This window comes from Aquabacter sp. L1I39 (genome assembly GCF_017742835.1).
Classification (GTDB): domain Bacteria; phylum Pseudomonadota; class Alphaproteobacteria; order Rhizobiales; family Xanthobacteraceae; genus L1I39.
This window is the reverse complement of the sequence record NZ_CP072392.1, coordinates 4,244,116-4,260,108: the sequence shown is the minus strand read 5'-3', so window position 1 is coordinate 4,260,108 and position 15,993 is coordinate 4,244,116. Positions and strand designations below refer to the sequence as shown.

Annotated in this window: 14 protein-coding genes; 7 read left to right on the top strand and 7 right to left on the bottom strand. The window is 67.1% G+C overall.

The window, feature by feature from the left end:
- Positions 1–268: 268 nt before the first annotated feature.
- A complete protein-coding gene (locus J5J86_RS19330) occupies positions 269–5,449 on the bottom strand; it encodes a Calx-beta domain-containing protein (RefSeq protein WP_209100943.1) in 5,181 nt (1,726 codons plus the stop codon).
- 220 nt (positions 5,450–5,669) lie between these two features.
- On the opposite strand from J5J86_RS19330, the gene J5J86_RS19325 reads away from it, so the two are divergent.
- From J5J86_RS19325 to nadC, 5 genes are all read left to right on the top strand, one after another.
- Positions 5,670–6,782: a sensor histidine kinase gene (locus tag J5J86_RS19325; RefSeq protein ID WP_209100942.1), complete on the top strand. Its 1,113-nt coding sequence runs from the start codon at positions 5,670–5,672 to the stop codon at positions 6,780–6,782.
- Positions 6,767–7,477, top strand: coding sequence for a LytR/AlgR family response regulator transcription factor (locus J5J86_RS19320; protein ID WP_209100940.1), 711 nt, complete (start codon positions 6,767–6,769; stop codon positions 7,475–7,477). Before J5J86_RS19325 ends, J5J86_RS19320 begins: the two co-directional genes overlap by 16 nt.
- A gap of 202 nt (positions 7,478–7,679) precedes the next feature.
- Positions 7,680–8,672 carry a quinolinate synthase NadA gene (nadA, locus tag J5J86_RS19315; RefSeq protein ID WP_247657715.1) on the top strand — a complete coding sequence of 331 codons (993 nt, stop codon included), beginning with the start codon at positions 7,680–7,682 and terminating at the stop codon, positions 8,670–8,672.
- 5 nt (positions 8,673–8,677) lie between these two features.
- Positions 8,678–10,198 carry an L-aspartate oxidase gene (locus tag J5J86_RS19310; protein ID WP_209100935.1) on the top strand — a complete coding sequence of 507 codons (1,521 nt, stop codon included), beginning with the start codon at positions 8,678–8,680 and terminating at the stop codon, positions 10,196–10,198.
- Positions 10,198–11,058, top strand: a complete 861-nt coding sequence (gene nadC, locus J5J86_RS19305; RefSeq protein ID WP_209100933.1) for a carboxylating nicotinate-nucleotide diphosphorylase — start codon at positions 10,198–10,200, stop codon at positions 11,056–11,058. The genes J5J86_RS19310 and nadC overlap by 1 nt, the downstream gene beginning before the upstream one ends.
- Positions 11,059–11,111: 53 nt before the next feature.
- Here the strand turns inward: nadC and J5J86_RS19300 are convergent, their stop codons facing one another.
- Complete coding sequence (locus J5J86_RS19300) at positions 11,112–11,375, bottom strand: DUF2312 domain-containing protein (RefSeq protein ID WP_209100931.1); 264 nt, start codon at positions 11,373–11,375, stop codon at positions 11,112–11,114.
- Between the two features lie 213 nt (positions 11,376–11,588).
- A complete protein-coding gene (locus tag J5J86_RS19295; RefSeq protein WP_209100930.1) occupies positions 11,589–11,927 on the bottom strand; it encodes a DUF1244 domain-containing protein in 339 nt (112 codons plus the stop codon).
- A 180-nt stretch (positions 11,928–12,107) separates the two neighbouring features.
- Between J5J86_RS19295 and J5J86_RS19290 the strand changes: the two genes are divergently transcribed.
- Positions 12,108–12,650 (top strand): DUF1036 domain-containing protein, encoded by a 543-nt coding sequence (locus J5J86_RS19290; protein WP_209100926.1) that lies wholly within the window; start codon positions 12,108–12,110, stop codon positions 12,648–12,650.
- A gap of 45 nt (positions 12,651–12,695) precedes the next feature.
- On the top strand, positions 12,696–14,117 hold the full coding sequence (pyk, locus tag J5J86_RS19285; protein WP_209100924.1) for a pyruvate kinase: 1,422 nt from the start codon (positions 12,696–12,698) through the stop codon (positions 14,115–14,117).
- A gap of 56 nt (positions 14,118–14,173) precedes the next feature.
- Here the strand turns inward: pyk and J5J86_RS19280 are convergent, their stop codons facing one another.
- The 4 genes from J5J86_RS19280 to J5J86_RS19265 all read right to left on the bottom strand — a co-directional run bounded on the left by J5J86_RS19280 (position 14,174) and on the right by J5J86_RS19265 (position 15,948).
- Complete coding sequence (locus J5J86_RS19280; RefSeq protein WP_209100922.1) at positions 14,174–14,380, bottom strand: hypothetical protein; 207 nt, start codon at positions 14,378–14,380, stop codon at positions 14,174–14,176.
- A gap of 39 nt (positions 14,381–14,419) precedes the next feature.
- On the bottom strand, positions 14,420–14,662 hold the full coding sequence (locus J5J86_RS19275) for a hypothetical protein (protein WP_209100920.1): 243 nt from the start codon (positions 14,660–14,662) through the stop codon (positions 14,420–14,422).
- Between the two features lie 194 nt (positions 14,663–14,856).
- Positions 14,857–15,060, bottom strand: coding sequence for a hypothetical protein (locus J5J86_RS19270; RefSeq protein WP_209100918.1), 204 nt, complete (start codon positions 15,058–15,060; stop codon positions 14,857–14,859).
- 189 nt (positions 15,061–15,249) lie between these two features.
- A complete protein-coding gene (locus J5J86_RS19265; RefSeq protein WP_209100916.1) occupies positions 15,250–15,948 on the bottom strand; it encodes a tetratricopeptide repeat protein in 699 nt (232 codons plus the stop codon).
- Positions 15,949–15,993 lie beyond the last annotated feature (45 nt).

The window sequence follows — 15,993 nt, the reverse complement described above, 5'->3', positions numbered from 1 at the left end:
CGCACCGAAAGACGCGGTGACCCCTCCTGCCGTTCCCTGGTGCCGTCCCACGGCTCCAGGCGACCGGCGCGCGCCCTAAGTGCCAGCAGGAGATGGCCTCGGCCTTGCCCCATATCAAGAATGCCGCACGGCGAAAGCGGCCGGCGGGCAGGAAAGAAAGAGGCTCCAGGTTGTGCGCGGGGAATTCCACCTGGAGCCTCGTCCCGCATCGTACCCCTCGGAACATGGGGCCGGTGCGCGGGAAACGGGATGAGCGCCCGTCCGGCGCTCAGACGATCAGGTCCACCTGCGTAGGGTCGAGATGGCCCACGCCCACGAAGCCGAACGACACCTCGCCGCCCGCTCCGATGGCGCCATTCCAATCGGCATTGCCGATCACATAGCCCGAGGCATCATGGGATATGATCTTGGCATTCCAGATGTTTTCGATCTGGTAGGGCATGTCCACATGGACCTGCCAGCCCTTCACCGCCGCCCCTTCATTCTCGATCACGATGGTGGCGTTGAAGCCGTTGCTCCAGGAATCCACCACCTTGAGCATCGCTTCGAGGTCAGCCGAGGGCGTGGGGTCGGTGGGAGTCGGGTCCACCGGGGCGGGCGTTTCGGCATCGTCGTCCACGATGGTGGCCGTTCCCATGGCCACCCCCAAGGTCGCGCCCTGGGCATCGGTGAGCATCAAGGTGAAGGTCTCGTTCCCCTCGTGCTTCAAGTCGGACATGATGGGAATGGAGATCACCTTGGTCTGCTCGCCGGCGGCAAACAGGAGAGTGCCGCTCTTGGCCCCGAAATCCGTGTCCGAGGCCGAGCCCGGCATGGTGTGGTAGTCCACCGTGACGGCACCGGTCGCCGGCTCCGACAGGCTCACCTCGAACTGGGCGTAGACGGTGGGCGTCTCATCCCCGCCGTCGGATACATCCGTGTCGAAGTCGAACTGGATGGGCTTGAGATAAGCGAGCTTGGCCGTGTTCACCGAGGTCCAGTCGCTGTTGAGAATGCCCCCGGTATCGCCGGAATTGGGGTTCCAGGACCAGAAGGTCCAGCTCGGCCCCGTCTCGCCGGCCGCAAGATCGGACACGCCGTCATTGTCGAAGTCGCCGGACAGATAGGAGGTGATGGCCTCCAGCCAGGGCGCGTCCTTGGGGTCGGTCAGACTGGTGCCGAACTCGCCGATATAAACCGGCGCGATGCCCTCCCGGTAAATATAGCCCCACATCTGGTCGAACTTCTCCGGCAGGTGCGCGGCGAAGTCGGAGGACTGGAACCAGGGCTGGGCATAGACCGAGTTGGGGTAGTCATGGGCCGAATAGACCAGTTTATGGTCCACATCGAGGTCGATGGGCCGGTCACGCACCCCCATGAGGTTGCCGCCCCACCAATAATTGTTGCCCTCGTAAGTGCCCACGCCCTCCACGAAGATCAGCCAATTGTCATTGACGGCTCCGATGGCATTGCCCGCCCGCTCGGCGGCCGCCGCCCAATCCTTGGCGCCGCCACCGCCCCAGGTGCCGTTATACGGCTCGTTATGGAGGTCGGCGCCGATCACGGTGGGGTCATCGGCATAACGCTGCGCCAGCATCTGCCAGTCGGAGATCCAGGCGGCCTCGGTATATTTGCTATTGTACCACAGGCCATTCTCGGAGGTGCCGGCGCCGGAATCGGAGCGGTGATGGTCGAGGATGATCTTGATCCCGATCTCCCCCGCATAGTCGACGATCTTGTCCATGATCTGGAGGGCGGTGAGGCCCTTCAGGTCCGGGTTCTTGTTGAAGTCGATGCCGTTGGGCGCCGCCGAGGTGTGCAGCATCTCCGACGAGAACGGCAGGCGGATGGTGTTGAACCCCTCGTCCACCATCTGGTCCATCATGTCCTTGTAGCCGCGCGTCCACAGGCCGTGGGGCGCCAGCGTCGAACTTTCGAAGCCGAACCAGTTCACGCCGGCAATCTGGACCGAATTCCCGTCCGCATCGACGATCTGGTTGCCTGAGGTGCTCAGCCAGCCGGACGCGGCCGCACCGGTGGCAGGATCGCCCTCGGTCACCTGCACGTCGGCAATGCTGATAACGGGCTTGTTCCCCGGAGGCGTCGCCACGTCGTCATTGGTGAGGGTGCCGGTGGCGGACGGCTGGGCGATGGTGGCGCCCTGGGCGGACGAGAGGGTGACCTTGAAAGTCTCGTCCGGCTCCACCGTGCCGTCTCCCACGGCTTTCACCTCAATGACCTTCTGCGTCTCGCCGGCCGCGAAGGTGAGCGTGCCCGTCTTCGCCACATAATCGGAGCCCGCGATCGCGGTGCCGTCGGCCGTGGCGAAGGAGACGGTGACGGCGCTGGTGGCCGCCTGTGACAGGCTCACCACGAAAGAGCCATGGCCCGGATCTGCCGCGCTTCCCTCCGCAAAGCTCGCGCCGGCAATGGAGAGGGTGGGCAGGGGGGCCACGTCGTCATTGACGATGGTGCCGGTGGCCGAGCCATCGGCGATGGTGGCGCCGGCGGGATTGGACAGGGTGAGGGAGAGGGCTTCGTTGGCCTCGACCGCGGTGTCGCCGGACACCAGCACCCTGACCACCTTGGAGGTCTCGCCCGCCGCGAAGGTCAATGTGCCGCTCTTGGCGGTATAGTCCGAGCCGGCCAGCGCCGTGCCGTTCGCGGTGGCATAGGCCACCGTCACCGGAGCCGTGGCGGCCGCTGAGAGGGAGACGGTGAAGGCCAGCTCCTTGGTGCCGGAATTGCCCTCGGTCACGGAAGCATCGGCAACGGAGAGGGCGGGCAGGGGGGCCACGTCGTCATTGACGATGGTGCCGGTGGCCGAGCCATCGGCGATGGTGGCGCCGGCGGGATTGGACAGGGTGAGGGAGAGGGCTTCGTTGGCCTCGACCGCGGTGTCGCCGGACACCAGCACCCTGACCACCTTGGAGGTCTCGCCCGCCGCGAAGGTCAATGTGCCGCTCTTGGCGGTATAGTCCGAGCCGGCCAGCGCCGTGCCGTTCGCGGTGGCATAGGCCACCGTCACCGGAGCCGTGGCGGCCGCTGAGAGGGAGACGGTGAAGGCCAGTTCCTTGGTGCCGGAATTGCCCTCGGTCACGGAAGCATCGGCTACGGAGAGGGCGGGCAACACGGGCTCCGGCTCACCGCCCACGGCAGTGCCGTTCAGGAGGAAGCCGCTCGCCACATGACCTGCGGCGCCCGAACTGGCCTGGAAGCCAAAGGCCGCTTGCTTGCCTGCGCCGACGGTGCCGTTCCAGGAGGCATTCTTGATCACATAATGATTGCCCACATGGCTGACGATGACCGCGTTCCAGATGTTGGTGATGGTGAAGGCGGCATCGAATTCCACCGTCCATCCCTTCAGCCCGCCGGCGCCGGCCTCCACCTTCATGTCGGCCACGAAGCCCGCGCCCCAATCGTCGCGGACCACATAGTCCACATCGCCGGCCGCCACGGGGGCCGCATCGTCATTGCGGATGGTGCCCACCGCGGTGCCATCCGCAATGGTGGCGCCGGAGGCGGCGGACAGGGTGACGGAAAAGGTCTCGTCCGCCTCCGCCGTCCCGTCGCCGATGGCGGCGACCGTGATGGTTTTCTGCGTCTCGCCCGCCGCAAAGGTCAGCGTTCCCGTCTTCTTCGTGTAGTCACCGCCGGCCAAAGCGGTGCCGTCGGACGTGGCATATTTCACCGTCACCGGCGTCGCCGAGGCGGCGGACAAGGTGACCACGAATGTGCCCTTGCCGGGCGTGGCGGCAGAGCCTTCCGCGAAGGAGGCATCGGCGATGGACAAGGTGGGCAGCGCGGGCGCGGCATCATCGTTAAGGATGGTGCCCACCGCAACGCCGTCGCCGATGGTGGCGCCGGAAGGCGTGCTGAGGGTGACCGTGAAGGTCTCATTCGCCTCGAAGGCGGTATCGCCCATGATGTCCACATGGACCATCTGCGAGGTTACGCCAGGGGCAAAGGTGACGGTGCCGGTGGTGGCCTTGTAGTCGGAGCCCGCCTTGGCGGTGCCGTCCGAGGTGGCGTACTGCACCGTCACCGTCTCGCTGGAGGCCTTGTCCAGCGTCACCGCGAACATGAAGTGCATGTGTTCCCCATTGCCCTCGCTCACGGCGAGATCGGCGATGGAGACCTTGGGCGGGGTGTTCGGGGCCGCGTCCACATCGTCATTGCGGATGGTGCCCAGCGCCGAGCCATCAAGCAGGGTTGCGCCACTGGGTGAAGACAATTGCAGGGTGAGAGTCTCGTCCACCTCCACCTGCGCATCGCCACGCACGGCCACCTGCACGGTCTTCGTGGTTTCACCGGGGGCAAAGGTGACGCTGCCGACGGCGGACTCATAGTCCGTTCCGGCGGTAGCGGTGCCATTGAGAGTGGAGTAGCTGACCGAAACCGGGCTCGCCGAGGCGGCGGAGAGGCGAACGGTGAAAGCCAGCACAGTCGTGCCGGACGCGCCTTCCGCAATGGTGGCATCGTCCACAGAAAGCGTGGGCAGGCCCGCCGGCGGGGTGGCGGCGTCCAAGAGACCCTGCCACTCGGCGCGTGCAGAGGTGTCCAGGGCCACGATGTTGCTGAAATCAAGCGCGTAGAGGGAGACGCCCGGAAGCGTATAGGTCTGCTTGTTGCCTTCGATGGTGATGATGACGGCGCCATTCTTCTCCGTCACCGAGAACTCACTGGCCTTGAACCAGCCAAAATCGAGCTTGTCTTTGGCAGGGTCGAAGTCCAGCGTCGTGTTGGTGCCGTAGAGCCACTTGATCTCGAATGTGGTGCCCACCTGCCCCGTCGGCGGCGCGCCCGTGCCGGCGTGGGTCGGCCAGGCGTCGGTGCCGGCGATCGGAATATCCCGCGCGATCACCTGGGACGCCGGCACCGTGCCGGAAAAGCCCAGTTGCTGGGAGACCCGATCCTCGTAGACCTGCGCCGAGTGAAAGATGAAATTCTGGATGGTGAGGTCCGAGACTTTCACTCCCAACAGGATCAACGCCTGTCCCGTGCCCGAATTGGAAATCACCACGCCTTCGGAACTGTTGGTCATATAGATCTGCTCGCGGGTTCCGAAATAACGGAAGTCCACGATGTCGTGCGCCGGGTCGAAGCTCACCCGGTCCACCTGGCCGATCTCGTGCGAGCGGGCATAGACGGTGTGCGGTGCCTGGACGATGCCATGCTCCCAGGCCAACGCCCCGCTCACGTCCTGGCGCAGATGGTCGTTGATGATCGGCTTGAAGTTATCAATGGTCAGCTGGCCGAGGGAAACGCCCTGGACAATGGCCACTTCGCCCGACCAGGGATTCATGAAGCCGACGCCCTGGGGCGTGTCCACAATGATGAAATTGTGGACCGAATAGTCCCCCAGATCGAGCTTGTCCCTGGTCGGATCGAAGCCGACGATGTCCGCACCATCCGGGTGTACCGCAAAGACCCGCCCCGTCGAGTTGGTCTGATTGGTCTCGCTCGCCATGTGCCGTCTCCGTCAGGGTGTTCCACGTCCCTTGCGACCGCTTCTAGACATGGCGGCGGGCGCGGCGCATCAGCCTGGGCGGGGCCATTCGACGATCCGGGCGAAATAGTCGACGGAACAGGCAGACGCTGCTCAGCCGCTTGCCCGGACGGGCCGTTGCTTTATTCCTCTGCGTCGGCGGCGTGGCGCGACCCGCGTCGATGGCATCGTGGGGGAAGATGTGAGGCTCGAGACGATCCGGCGCCGCTGGAGGAACGCCACCGCCTTTCAGCGGGTGCAGGTGGCGGGATGGAGCGCCTTCGTCGTCATCGACCTCGTCATTCGCCTCGTCACCTATGGCGATCCCACCATCTCGGCGGTGCTGACCCTGATTTCCGTGGTGCTGTTCGCGGGTGCCGCCCTTCTTCTGCGCGCTTTCTATCACCAGAGCGTGTTCACGCAGGACATGTCCACCGGGACAGCCCTGCGGGTGATCGGGGCTTCGTTCCTGGCGGCCTTCCTGGTCATCACCGCCATCTATGCCATCCGGCAGGCCATGGGCTGGGACATTCCCGCCTGGCGGCCCATGCAGGAATATTTCGCCCCGCTCATCTATTACTTCACGGTGGTCTGTGGCGGCAGCTTTGCCTATTTCTGGGTGCGCACCGACTGGCGACGCCGGGCCGAGCACCAGCGAGCGGTGCAGGCGGAGGCCGAAGCCCTGCGCGCCGAACTGCTGCAGCTGCGCCTCCAGCTCGATCCCCATTTTCTCTTCAATGCCCTGAACGGAGTGGCGGAAGAGATCCCCGAACATCCCGACGCGGCGCTGGCCATGCTGCGTCAGCTCTGCACGTATCTGCGCCACTCGCTGGACAGCATCGGCGAACCCGTCACCACGGTGTCCGCCGAGGCGGATGCCCTCGCCGCCTATCTGAAAGTCCAGGAAGCCCGCTTCGGCGAGCGTCTCACGGCCCATCTGGTGGTGGCGCCCGACGTGCGGCAGCGGCCCATTGTCAGCTTCCTGCTCCAGCCCTTGGTGGAAAACGCCATCAAGCACGGCACGCGGCGCCACGGCCTGCGCCTTACGGTCTTAATCCACGGCGCGGGCGACGCGCTGCATGTGCGCATCGAGAATTCCGGCACCCTTGCGGAACGCACGCGCCCATCCCGGCTGCGGCCCGGCGTTGGCCTGCCCAATCTGCGCCGCAGGCTGGCTTTGCATTACCCCCTGCGGCACCGCTTCGCCTTGAGGGAGGGCGACCGGCCCATCTCGCCGGGTGCCGCATCGCGGGAAGGTGACCGGGTGGTGACGGCGGAACTGGTCCTGGAAGGTGCGCCATGCTCCGGGTGGTGATCGTTGATGACGAGCCCCTCGCCCGCCGCGCGCTGCGGCGGCTGCTCAAGCCCCATGCGGGTGTGAGCGTGGTCGGCGAGGCCGACACCGTGGTTGCGGCCTGCGCACTGGTGACGCGCGAGCGGCCCGAATTGATGCTCCTCGACATCGAGCTGGGGCAAGGCGACGGGTTCGATCTCCTGGCCGCCCTCACCCCTTCGCCGCTGGTGGTGTTCGTCACCGCCCATCCCCATTATGCGGTGGAGGCGTTCAAGGTGCGCGCGGTGGACTACCTCCTGAAGCCCATCGCGCAGGAGCGGTTCGACGAGGCCCTTGGGCGGGTGCGGGCGCTGGTGGCGCGTCAGGAGACGCCGGAGGTCCCGGCGCTGGAATTGCGCACGCCCGCCCGCACGGTGCTTGCCGCGCCGACGGACCTGTGCGCCATCCGGGCGGAAGGCGATTTCTGCCACGTCCTGCTGGCGAACCAGCCGCCCCTGATGATCCTGCGTTCGCTCTCCCAGTTCGAAACCCAGCTTCCCAATCCACCCTTCCTGCGCCTCGACCGCTCCATTCTCATCAATCGCGACCGCCTGCGCCGCATTGATGCCCGCACCCGCGACGATGTTCATCTCAGCTTCCAGGGCCTGAGCGAGCCGGTGCAGATCGGCCGCACGGCCGCCGCCCGCCTGCGCGAGGCCATGGCCGGAGAGCGCTGACACCCGCCTTACCGCGCGCTCCCCCCCGGGCCCGGTCGCGAGCAAGAACGATATGGCGCGGTGCCGGAATGCTCAAAATGAGCACACCCCCCTTGACGCCCTCTTATGCTCACTTCTAGCATTAGAGAAAGAAAGCCGACTTCGCTTCGGCTCATTTTTTGACGTCAATTATACTCAAAACGAGTATATGGGAGGAAATGCCATGCTGCACCAGGTCTCGCCGGAGCGGGCGCTGCCCCTGCCCCATCTCTATGACAAGGTGCGGCGCCACGTACCGGCCATGGAATGGTCCATCCTCGCTGACGACGTGGAGGCGATCCTGCGCCTCAAGCGCGAGCGCAACGCCATCCTGCTGGCCCACAATTACCAGGCGCCGGAAATCTTCCACACCGTGGCGGACATTGTCGGCGACAGCCTCGCCCTTGCCCGCGAGGCGGCGTCCACCGATGCCGACGTGATCGTTCTGGCCGGCGTTCATTTCATGGCCGAGACCGCCAAGATCCTGAACCCGCACAAGACCGTGCTCATCCCCGACGAAAAGGCCGGCTGCTCGTTGGCCGAGAGCATCACCCCGCAGGACGTGCGCGCCTTGCGCGCCCGGCATCCCGGCGTGCCGGTGGTGACCTATGTGAACACCTCGGCCGCCGTGAAGGCAGAATCCGATGTGTGCTGCACCTCCGGCAACGCCCTCAAAGTGGTGGAGGGGCTTGGCGTGCCCCGTGTCATCATGATCCCGGACGAATATCTCGCCCGCAACATCGCCGCCCAGACAAAAGTGGAGATCATCACCTGGAACGGCCATTGCGAGGTGCATGAGCGCTTCACGCCCATGGACATCGCCGAGATCCGCGAGACCTATGCCAATGTGACCGTCATCGCCCATCCCGAATGCCCGCCGGATGTGGTGGCCGCCTCCGACTTTGCCGGCTCCACCGCCGAGATGGTCTCCTTCGTCGCCACAAAGCGGCCGGAGCGGGTGGCGCTCGTGACGGAGTGCTCCATGGGCGACAATGTGGCCGTCCATTATCCCGAGATCGACTTCGTGCGGCCCTGCAATCTGTGCCCGCACATGAAGCGCATCACGCTCGGCAATATCCGCCGCGCGCTGGAAACCCTGGCGCCGGAAGTCACCGTCGACCCCGCGCTCATCCCCGGTGCCCGCGCCTCGGTCGAGCGCATGCTGGCCATCCGGTGAGCGCCATGGCCGACCCGAACGATCGCATCCTCATCGTCGGGGCGGGCATAGCGGGGGCGGCCACTGCCCTGGCGCTGGCGCCCTTGCCCGTGCTCGTCGTGGCGCCCACCGGCGTCAGCGCCGATGCCGCCACCACCCTCGCCCAGGGCGGCATCGCCGCCGCCCTCGGGCCGGACGACGACCCCACCCTCCATGCGGCCGACACCCATGCCGCCGGTGCCGGCTTGTGCGAGGCCGAGGCGGTGGCCCGCGTGACGGCGGAAGGTCCAGCCATCATCGCCCGCCTTGCCGCCCTCGGCATCCGCTTCGACACGGACGAAAGCGGCGCGCTCGCGCTGGGCCTTGAAGCCGCTCATGGCCGCTCGCGCATCGTCCACGCCAATGAGGATGCCACCGGCCGCGCGGTTCTGGAAGGCCTCATCGCCAAGGCCCGCATCGCTCCGCACATCAGCCGGCGGGCGGATCTCGTCGCCGTGCGGCTGGAGGCCGAAGACGGCCGGGTTCATGGCCTCTGGTGCCGCGACCATGGCGGCCGGCTGGTGCATCTGAGCGGCCGCGCGGTGGTGCTCGCCACCGGGGGCATAGGCGGGCTTTATGCCTCCACCACCAATCCGCGCAGCGCTGTGGGCTCCGGCCTTGCCATGGCGGCGCGCGCAGGCGCGGTGCTGCGGGACCTGGAATTCGTGCAGTTCCACCCCACCGCCATCGCCACCGCCAGCGATCCCATGCCGCTCGCCACCGAGGCCCTGCGGGGTGCCGGCGCCATCCTGGTGGACGAGACGGGGGCGCGCTTCATGGCCGACGTGCCAGGCCGTGAACTTGCCCCGCGCGACGTGGTGGCCCGCGCCATCCATGATCGCATCCGCGGCGGCCACCGGGTTTTCCTGGATGCCCGCCCGGCGCTCGGCGCGCACTTCGCGCGGCATTTCCCCTCGGTCGCCCAATTGTGCCGCACCAACGGCATCGATCCCGAGCGCGACGCCATCCCGGTCCGTCCGGCGGCCCATTATCACATGGGCGGCATCAAGGTGGACGGGACGGGCCGGACATCCCTTGCCGGGCTCTATGCCTGCGGGGAAGTGGCCTCCACCGGCCTTCACGGCGCCAATCGGCTGGCGAGCAATTCCCTGCTGGAGGCGCTGGCCTATGCGCAATGGATCGCGGCGGACATTGCCCATCGTCAGGCGCACGCGCCCGTCGCGGCCTCTGCGGCACCCGCGGACGGCCCGCCCGCCGGAATTGAGGCGGTCCGTGCCCTGATGGAGAGCCATGTGGGCGTGGTACGGGAAGGCGACGGGCTGCGACGCGCGCTGCGGCTCCTGGCACCCCGTATGGCGCAGGATGATGCCGCCTTGGTGGCCGGCCTCGTGACCCTCGGCGCGCTGGAGCGAACCGAGAGCCGGGGCGGCCATTTCCGCGCCGATCACCCCGCGACCGGCGCTCCGCGCCACAGCGAGATCACCTTGCCCGCCGCCGCCGCGCGGCTCGCCGCGCATGCGGAACACGCGCTTCGAGAGGCCGTCTGATGAGCCCCAGAACCCTTGATCCCCTGCCCGCCCTTCTCACCGAACCTCTGGTGCGCGCCGCGCTGCTGGAGGACCTCGGCCGCGCCGGCGACATCACAAGCGAGGCGGTGATTCCCGCCGACACCCGGATGGCCGTGCACATGGCCGCCCGCCAGGGTGGCGTGGTGGCGGGGCTGGACCTTGCCATCCAGGCGTTTCGCCTGATTGACCCGACACTCGCCATTGATGTTCTGAAAGGGGACGGCTCCGCCGTGGCCCCGGGCGAGCCGGTGTTGCGCATCGAGGGCCGGGCGCGGCCCATCCTGAGCGCCGAACGGGTCGCCCTCAATTTCGCCTGCCGCCTGTCCGGCATTGCCAGCGCCACCGCGAATCTTGTGGCAGCCGCCCGTCCCCACGGACACGCCCGCATCGCCTGCACGCGCAAGACGACGCCCGGCCTGCGGGCGGTGGAAAAATATGCGGTGCGGGCGGGGGGCGGCGCCAATCACCGCTTCGGGCTCGATGACGCCATCCTCATCAAGGACAACCATGTGGCCGCCGCAGGCGGGGTCGCGGTGGCCATCACCCGGGCAAAGGCCCATGTGGGGCATCTGGTGAAGATCGAGGTGGAGGTGGACACGCTCTCCCAATTGGAGGAGGCGCTCTCCGTCGGCATCGATGCGGTGCTGCTGGACAATATGGGCCCGGACACCCTGAGGGAGGCGGTGCGGATGGTGAACGGGCGCGCCATCACCGAAGCCTCGGGCCGCATCACCGCGCAGACCGTCCCGGCCATTGCTGCCTCGGGCGTGGATATCATTTCCTGCGGATGGCTGACCCACAGCGCCCCGATCCTGGACCTGGGGCTGGACGACATCTGAAAGGCGCTGGCGCGCCGAAGCCGTCCATGGGCTGCGCCCATGGACGGCTTGCCTCACATGAAGACGCCGAGGGCCTGGAGATAGAGCTCCACGATGGCCTCGTGCTCGCGCCGCTTGTCCACGTCTTCCTTGCGGATCTTGAGGATGGTGCGCAGGGCCTTCACGTCGAAGCCGTTGGCCTTGGCCTCCGCGAACACGTCCTTGATGTCGTCGGCAATGGCCTTCTTTTCTTCCTCGAGGCGCTCGATGCGCTCGATGAAGGACTTGAGCTGTTCCTTGGCGAAGCCCGCCGGGGCGTCGGAAGCATCGTCCGTCACGAGGGAAACCTTCTAGTCCTGCGGACGCGCCGCCCCTCCGCAAGGTGAGGGCGGAGGGACGGGCGCGCCTGAATTGAGCGGGGCGGAAGGCCGCAAGGCTTCCGCGCGGAGGCTGGATACAGCGCAAATCGCAGCGCCCGCGTCAAGGAAGCTTCCCCGCTATCCACCCCCTGTGGGTAGCTGGGATCCGCGCGCCGGCCCCACCGCTTGGCTTCAATGGGAGGGCTTCGACTGCGCGAACGCGGCCTTCTGCTCAGCGGTCGCCTCGGCCTGGTGGAGCGCCTTCCAGGCCTCGTAGCTCATGCCATAGACCGCTTCCCGGCTCTCGCCCTTGGTGAGCGGCAGGCCCGCCGCCTCCGCCGCCTCCAGATACCAGTTGGACAGGCAGTTGCGGCAGAAACCGGCGAGGTTCATCAGGTCGATATTCTGCACATCGGTGCGGGTGCGCAGGTGAGAAACGAGGCGGCGGAAGGCAGCCGCTTCCAGCGTCTCGCGCTCGGCCTCGGTCAGATGGCGCGGGGCACCGTTATCGGCGTCGGTGTCGTGGCTCATGAACGGATCCTTTCACCGCCAAAGCTGGGCGCTCCGGAAAGTCGCCGCAAGAGCTTATCCCCGCCTTGCCTCTCTCTCGCCCCGATCACCGCCGAGAAAGCCCGCGCTTGGACCAATGCAGGACGCCCGCCAAGCTCGGGCATTGACGCTCGCCCCCGGCACGGGCACACCAGGGAACCGATGCGCCGTAGAGATTTGCCCTTCTTGCATTTGCCGCCTCTGCCGTCGCCGCGCGCCCTTGCCGGGCTGTGCGCCCTCGCGCTCGTCCTGATGCCGCTGATGCCGCAGGTGGCACTCGCGGACTTCCGGCTGTGCAACCGCACCCAGAGCCGCATCGGCATCGCCATCGGCTACAAGGACAATGAGGCCTGGACCACCGAGGGCTGGTGGAACGTCGCCTCCAATTCCTGCGAGACGCTGCTGCGCGGCGACCTGGTGGCACGTTTCTATTACATTTACGCCGTAGACTATGACCAAGGCGGGGAATGGTCCGGCAAGGCCTATATGTGCACCCGAGACAAGGAGTTCACCATTCGCGGCGCCGAGGATTGCCTCGCCCGCGGCTTTGACCGCACCGGCTTCCTGGAGGTGGACACCAAGCAGCAGAAGGCCTGGACGGTGCAGCTCACGGAGCAGAACCAGACCCAGACCGACAAGGCCCCCCTGCCCCCGCCGATTCCGGGCGGGGTGCCCATGCCCATTCCTGCCGCAAGGCCCAAATAGGCGGCACGCTCAGCGTCCCGCCCTCACGAAAAACTGGAGGATGCCATGAGACGCCAGCGCCGCACCAAGATCGTTGCCACACTGGGCCCCGCCTCCTCCGATCCGGCTGTCATCGAGCAATTGTTCGTCGCTGGCGCGGACGTGTTCCGTATCAATATGAGCCACACGCCTCACGACAAGCTGCGCGCCTTCGTGGCCGCCATCCGGGGCATTGAGGGCAAGCACAAGCGGCCCATCGGCATCCTGGTGGACCTGCAGGGCCCAAAGCTGCGGCTCGCCACCTTCGACGGCGGCTTCGCCATGCTTGAGCCGGGGGCGACCTTCGTGCTCGATGCCGATCCCACTCCAGGCACGACCGAGCGCGTTCACCTGCCGCATCCTGAAATCCTGGAGGCGCTGGAGCCGGGCCATGGCCTGCTGCTGGACGATGGCAAGATCCGCCTGGAGGTGACGGAGGTCAGCCCCGGCCGGGCCGTGACGCGCGTCGTGGTGGGCGGTCGCATTTCCGACCGCAAGGGCGTGAGCCTGCCGGACACCACCATCCCCTCTTCCGCCCTCACCCCCAAGGACCGGGCCGATCTGGACGCGGCGCTGGAAGTGGGGGCCGACTGGATTGCGCTGTCCTTTGTTCAGCGGCCGGAGGACGTGGCGGAAGCCCGCAAGATCGCTCGTGGCCGGGCCGGCGTGATGGTGAAGGTGGAGAAGCCCCAGGCGGTGGCGCGCCTCGCCGAAATCATGGAATTGTCCGATTCGCTGATGGTCGCCCGTGGCGACCTGGGCGTGGAGATGCCGCTGGAGCGGGTCCCCGGCGTGCAGAAGCAGATGACGCGGGCCGCCCGCCGCTCCGGCACGCCGGTGGTGGTGGCCACCCAGATGCTGGAATCCATGATCACCGCGCCCGTCCCGACGCGCGCCGAAGTGTCCGACGTCGCCACCGCCGTCTTCGAGGGCGCGGACGCCATCATGCTCTCGGCGGAAAGTGCGGCGGGGAAATATCCGGTGGAGGCGGTCGCCACCATGAACCGCATCGCCGAGGAGGTGGAGCGCGACCCGACCTACCGGGCGGTGCTGAACGCGCAGCGCTGCGAGCCGGAAGCCACCACCGCCGACGCCATCGCCGCCGCCAGCCGGCAGATTGCCGAGACGCTGGACCTCGGCGCCATCGTCTGCTGGACCTCCTCGGGCGCCACAGCGCTGCGCGTGGCGCGCGAGAGGCCGAAACCGCTCACCATCGCGCTGACCCCCAATGCGGGCACCGCCCGGCGGCTCGCCTTGGTGTGGGGCGTGCATTGCGTCGTCACCGAGGACGCCCACGACGTGGACGACATGGTGGAGCGGGCCAGCCGCAACGCCTTTTCGGACGGGTTCGCCAAGGCAGGCCAGCGCATCATCGTGGTCGCCGGCGTCCCCTTCGGCACGCCCGGCGCCACCAACATGATGCGCATCGCCTTCGTCAAGGAGAACTGACCGACAGGGGGCGCCGATGCCGCGTCATCCGGTCGAACGGTGGCGGACCTGCGCCCTCAACGTTCCGGCGCCTTGACGATCTGCCCCGTGCTGGGGTCGATCTCGTTGCCGTGCCGGTCGTGGGTCTGGGCCCATTTGAGGAACGCGTTCTGGTTGACGATCATGCCGCCCGCCGCCGCCTCGGCGGCGGCGTCGGACAGGGGGGTGGCGTCTTGCGCTGCCTCGGCCGAAGCCGCGCCGCTGGGTTCATTGTCCCGCTGCATCCGTATTCTCCCTCTCTCGGCCACACAGGCCCCTGCACGTCACACATCCTTTCGGGCGGCACCGGGGAGCGGGGCGGACGCGGCCGGCTTGTCGCCATGCCGCGCCATGACCTCGCGCAGGATGTCGGGATTGTCAGCCCACAGGCCGCGCTGCACGTCGAGATAAAGCGACTTCAGGGAGCCGCCGCCGGCAGCGGCGGCCACCGCCTCGTCACTGACGGGCCGATCGTCGGCGGGCGTGCCCATGGCGTCTTTGCGCTCCGGGGCGTCGTCGTGTTCCATGATGTCCCTCCTTGACTCGCCAGGCGCGGAGGCGCCGAATTGCTGGCGAGTGGTCAATTCCCCAGGCCGCCGGCGGGGTTCCGGCGGGATAAGGGGACGTTTGGGCAGCGCACGCCCGCATTCCGGCGCGAGGAGGATGCACAGCGCCCCTGCCGCCTTGGGCAGCGGGTCACGCTTACGTTGGGATGAACGCCTCAGCCCCTCTTCTGGCCGGGCGCGGCGTGGATCGACTGCACGAACTGGTCCAGCAGCATCTTGCCCCGCGATACCTTGGCGTGCGTGAGGCGATGGAAGTAGTGACGCATGCTGTTGCCGCCGGAGACCATCTCCAGTTGGTCGTCGTCTAGGATCCGGCCAACCGGCGCCTCGCCGGCCTTGCCGATCTCGTTCTTGGACATGATGCGGCCTCCGCCGTGGCGCAGACGCTTTCAGGCGCCCACCGACTTCTGCTCAAACCATGCCGCACGCTTTAGGTTGAGATCAAGGCGAAAACAGTAGAAAAACAAATAATATCGCGTCAAGAATAAGAAAAAACACAGGACAAATACTATTTCTTACTTATTATTTCGAACTCTTTCTTCAAACCCTTAGATATCCCGCCCGTCCACTGTCACCGCCAGCTCCTTGACCATATCCTTGGCGCCCTCCAGGTGGGGATTGATGGCAAGGGCCCGTCGGGCGGCGGCGAGCGCGGCCTTGTCATCGCCCAGCTCGCGCATGATCAGCGCAAGCCCGAACAGCGCCGTATAGTGGCGCGGCTCGCGGGCCAGCACCTCGCTGATGTCGGAGAGGGCGTCGGCATAATCGTCCTGGACATAGAAGATCGTGGCACGGCGGGCGAGCGCGCCCAGATGGTCCGGCGCGATGGTGAGAACCGAATTCAGCAGTTCCACGGCCAGGTCATATTCCTTGGCTCCCGCCGCCAGCTCGGCGCGGGCCATCAGCAGGTCGGCACTGGCGCTGCCGGACTGGGCGAAGATGGCATCAATGCGATTGCCCACCGCCTTTGCGCTCTCGTCGTCCGGCGCGATCTTCAAGGCCTCGAACAGGGCATCCAGTTGACCCCGCCGATCCCGTTGCGGGCGCACGCGCGGCGCGGCGCCATCGCGGGGCGCGGTCGCCTCCGGGACGCCGGGCCGGGGAACGGGACCTGTGGTCTGCGCCAGAGTGGCAGGCGCGGCCAGGAGAACAAGAGCGGCGGCAAGGCCGGCCCGCCCGAGCCGACGACGGAACGGGCCCAGAACGGGGCGGCAGGGGCAATGCGGCGAGGCGGACGATGAGCGCATGACGCAAGTTTCCGCCGCACCCGCAAAAGCGTCAACCGCCCCGTC

Excerpts from the sequence above, each read along its gene's own strand:
- J5J86_RS19320 (WP_209100940.1), top strand. The coding sequence starts at position 6,767 with ATGCTCCGGGTGGTGATCGTTGATGACGAGCCCCTCGCCCGCCGCGCG.
- J5J86_RS19275 (WP_209100920.1), bottom strand. The coding sequence starts at position 14,662 with ATGGAACACGACGACGCCCCGGAGCGCAAAGACGCCATGGGCACGCCC.
- nadA (WP_247657715.1), top strand. The coding sequence starts at position 7,680 with ATGCTGCACCAGGTCTCGCCGGAGCGGGCGCTGCCCCTGCCCCATCTC.
- pyk (WP_209100924.1), top strand. The coding sequence starts at position 12,696 with ATGAGACGCCAGCGCCGCACCAAGATCGTTGCCACACTGGGCCCCGCC.
- J5J86_RS19330 (WP_209100943.1), bottom strand. The coding sequence starts at position 5,449 with ATGGCGAGCGAGACCAATCAGACCAACTCGACGGGGCGGGTCTTTGCG.
- J5J86_RS19310 (WP_209100935.1), top strand. The coding sequence starts at position 8,678 with ATGGCCGACCCGAACGATCGCATCCTCATCGTCGGGGCGGGCATAGCG.
- J5J86_RS19270 (WP_209100918.1), bottom strand. The coding sequence starts at position 15,060 with ATGTCCAAGAACGAGATCGGCAAGGCCGGCGAGGCGCCGGTTGGCCGG.
- J5J86_RS19290 (WP_209100926.1), top strand. The coding sequence starts at position 12,108 with ATGCGCCGTAGAGATTTGCCCTTCTTGCATTTGCCGCCTCTGCCGTCG.
- nadC (WP_209100933.1), top strand. The coding sequence starts at position 10,198 with ATGAGCCCCAGAACCCTTGATCCCCTGCCCGCCCTTCTCACCGAACCT.
- J5J86_RS19280 (WP_209100922.1), bottom strand. The coding sequence starts at position 14,380 with ATGCAGCGGGACAATGAACCCAGCGGCGCGGCTTCGGCCGAGGCAGCG.
- J5J86_RS19265 (WP_209100916.1), bottom strand. The coding sequence starts at position 15,948 with ATGCGCTCATCGTCCGCCTCGCCGCATTGCCCCTGCCGCCCCGTTCTG.
- J5J86_RS19295 (WP_209100930.1), bottom strand. The coding sequence starts at position 11,927 with ATGAGCCACGACACCGACGCCGATAACGGTGCCCCGCGCCATCTGACC.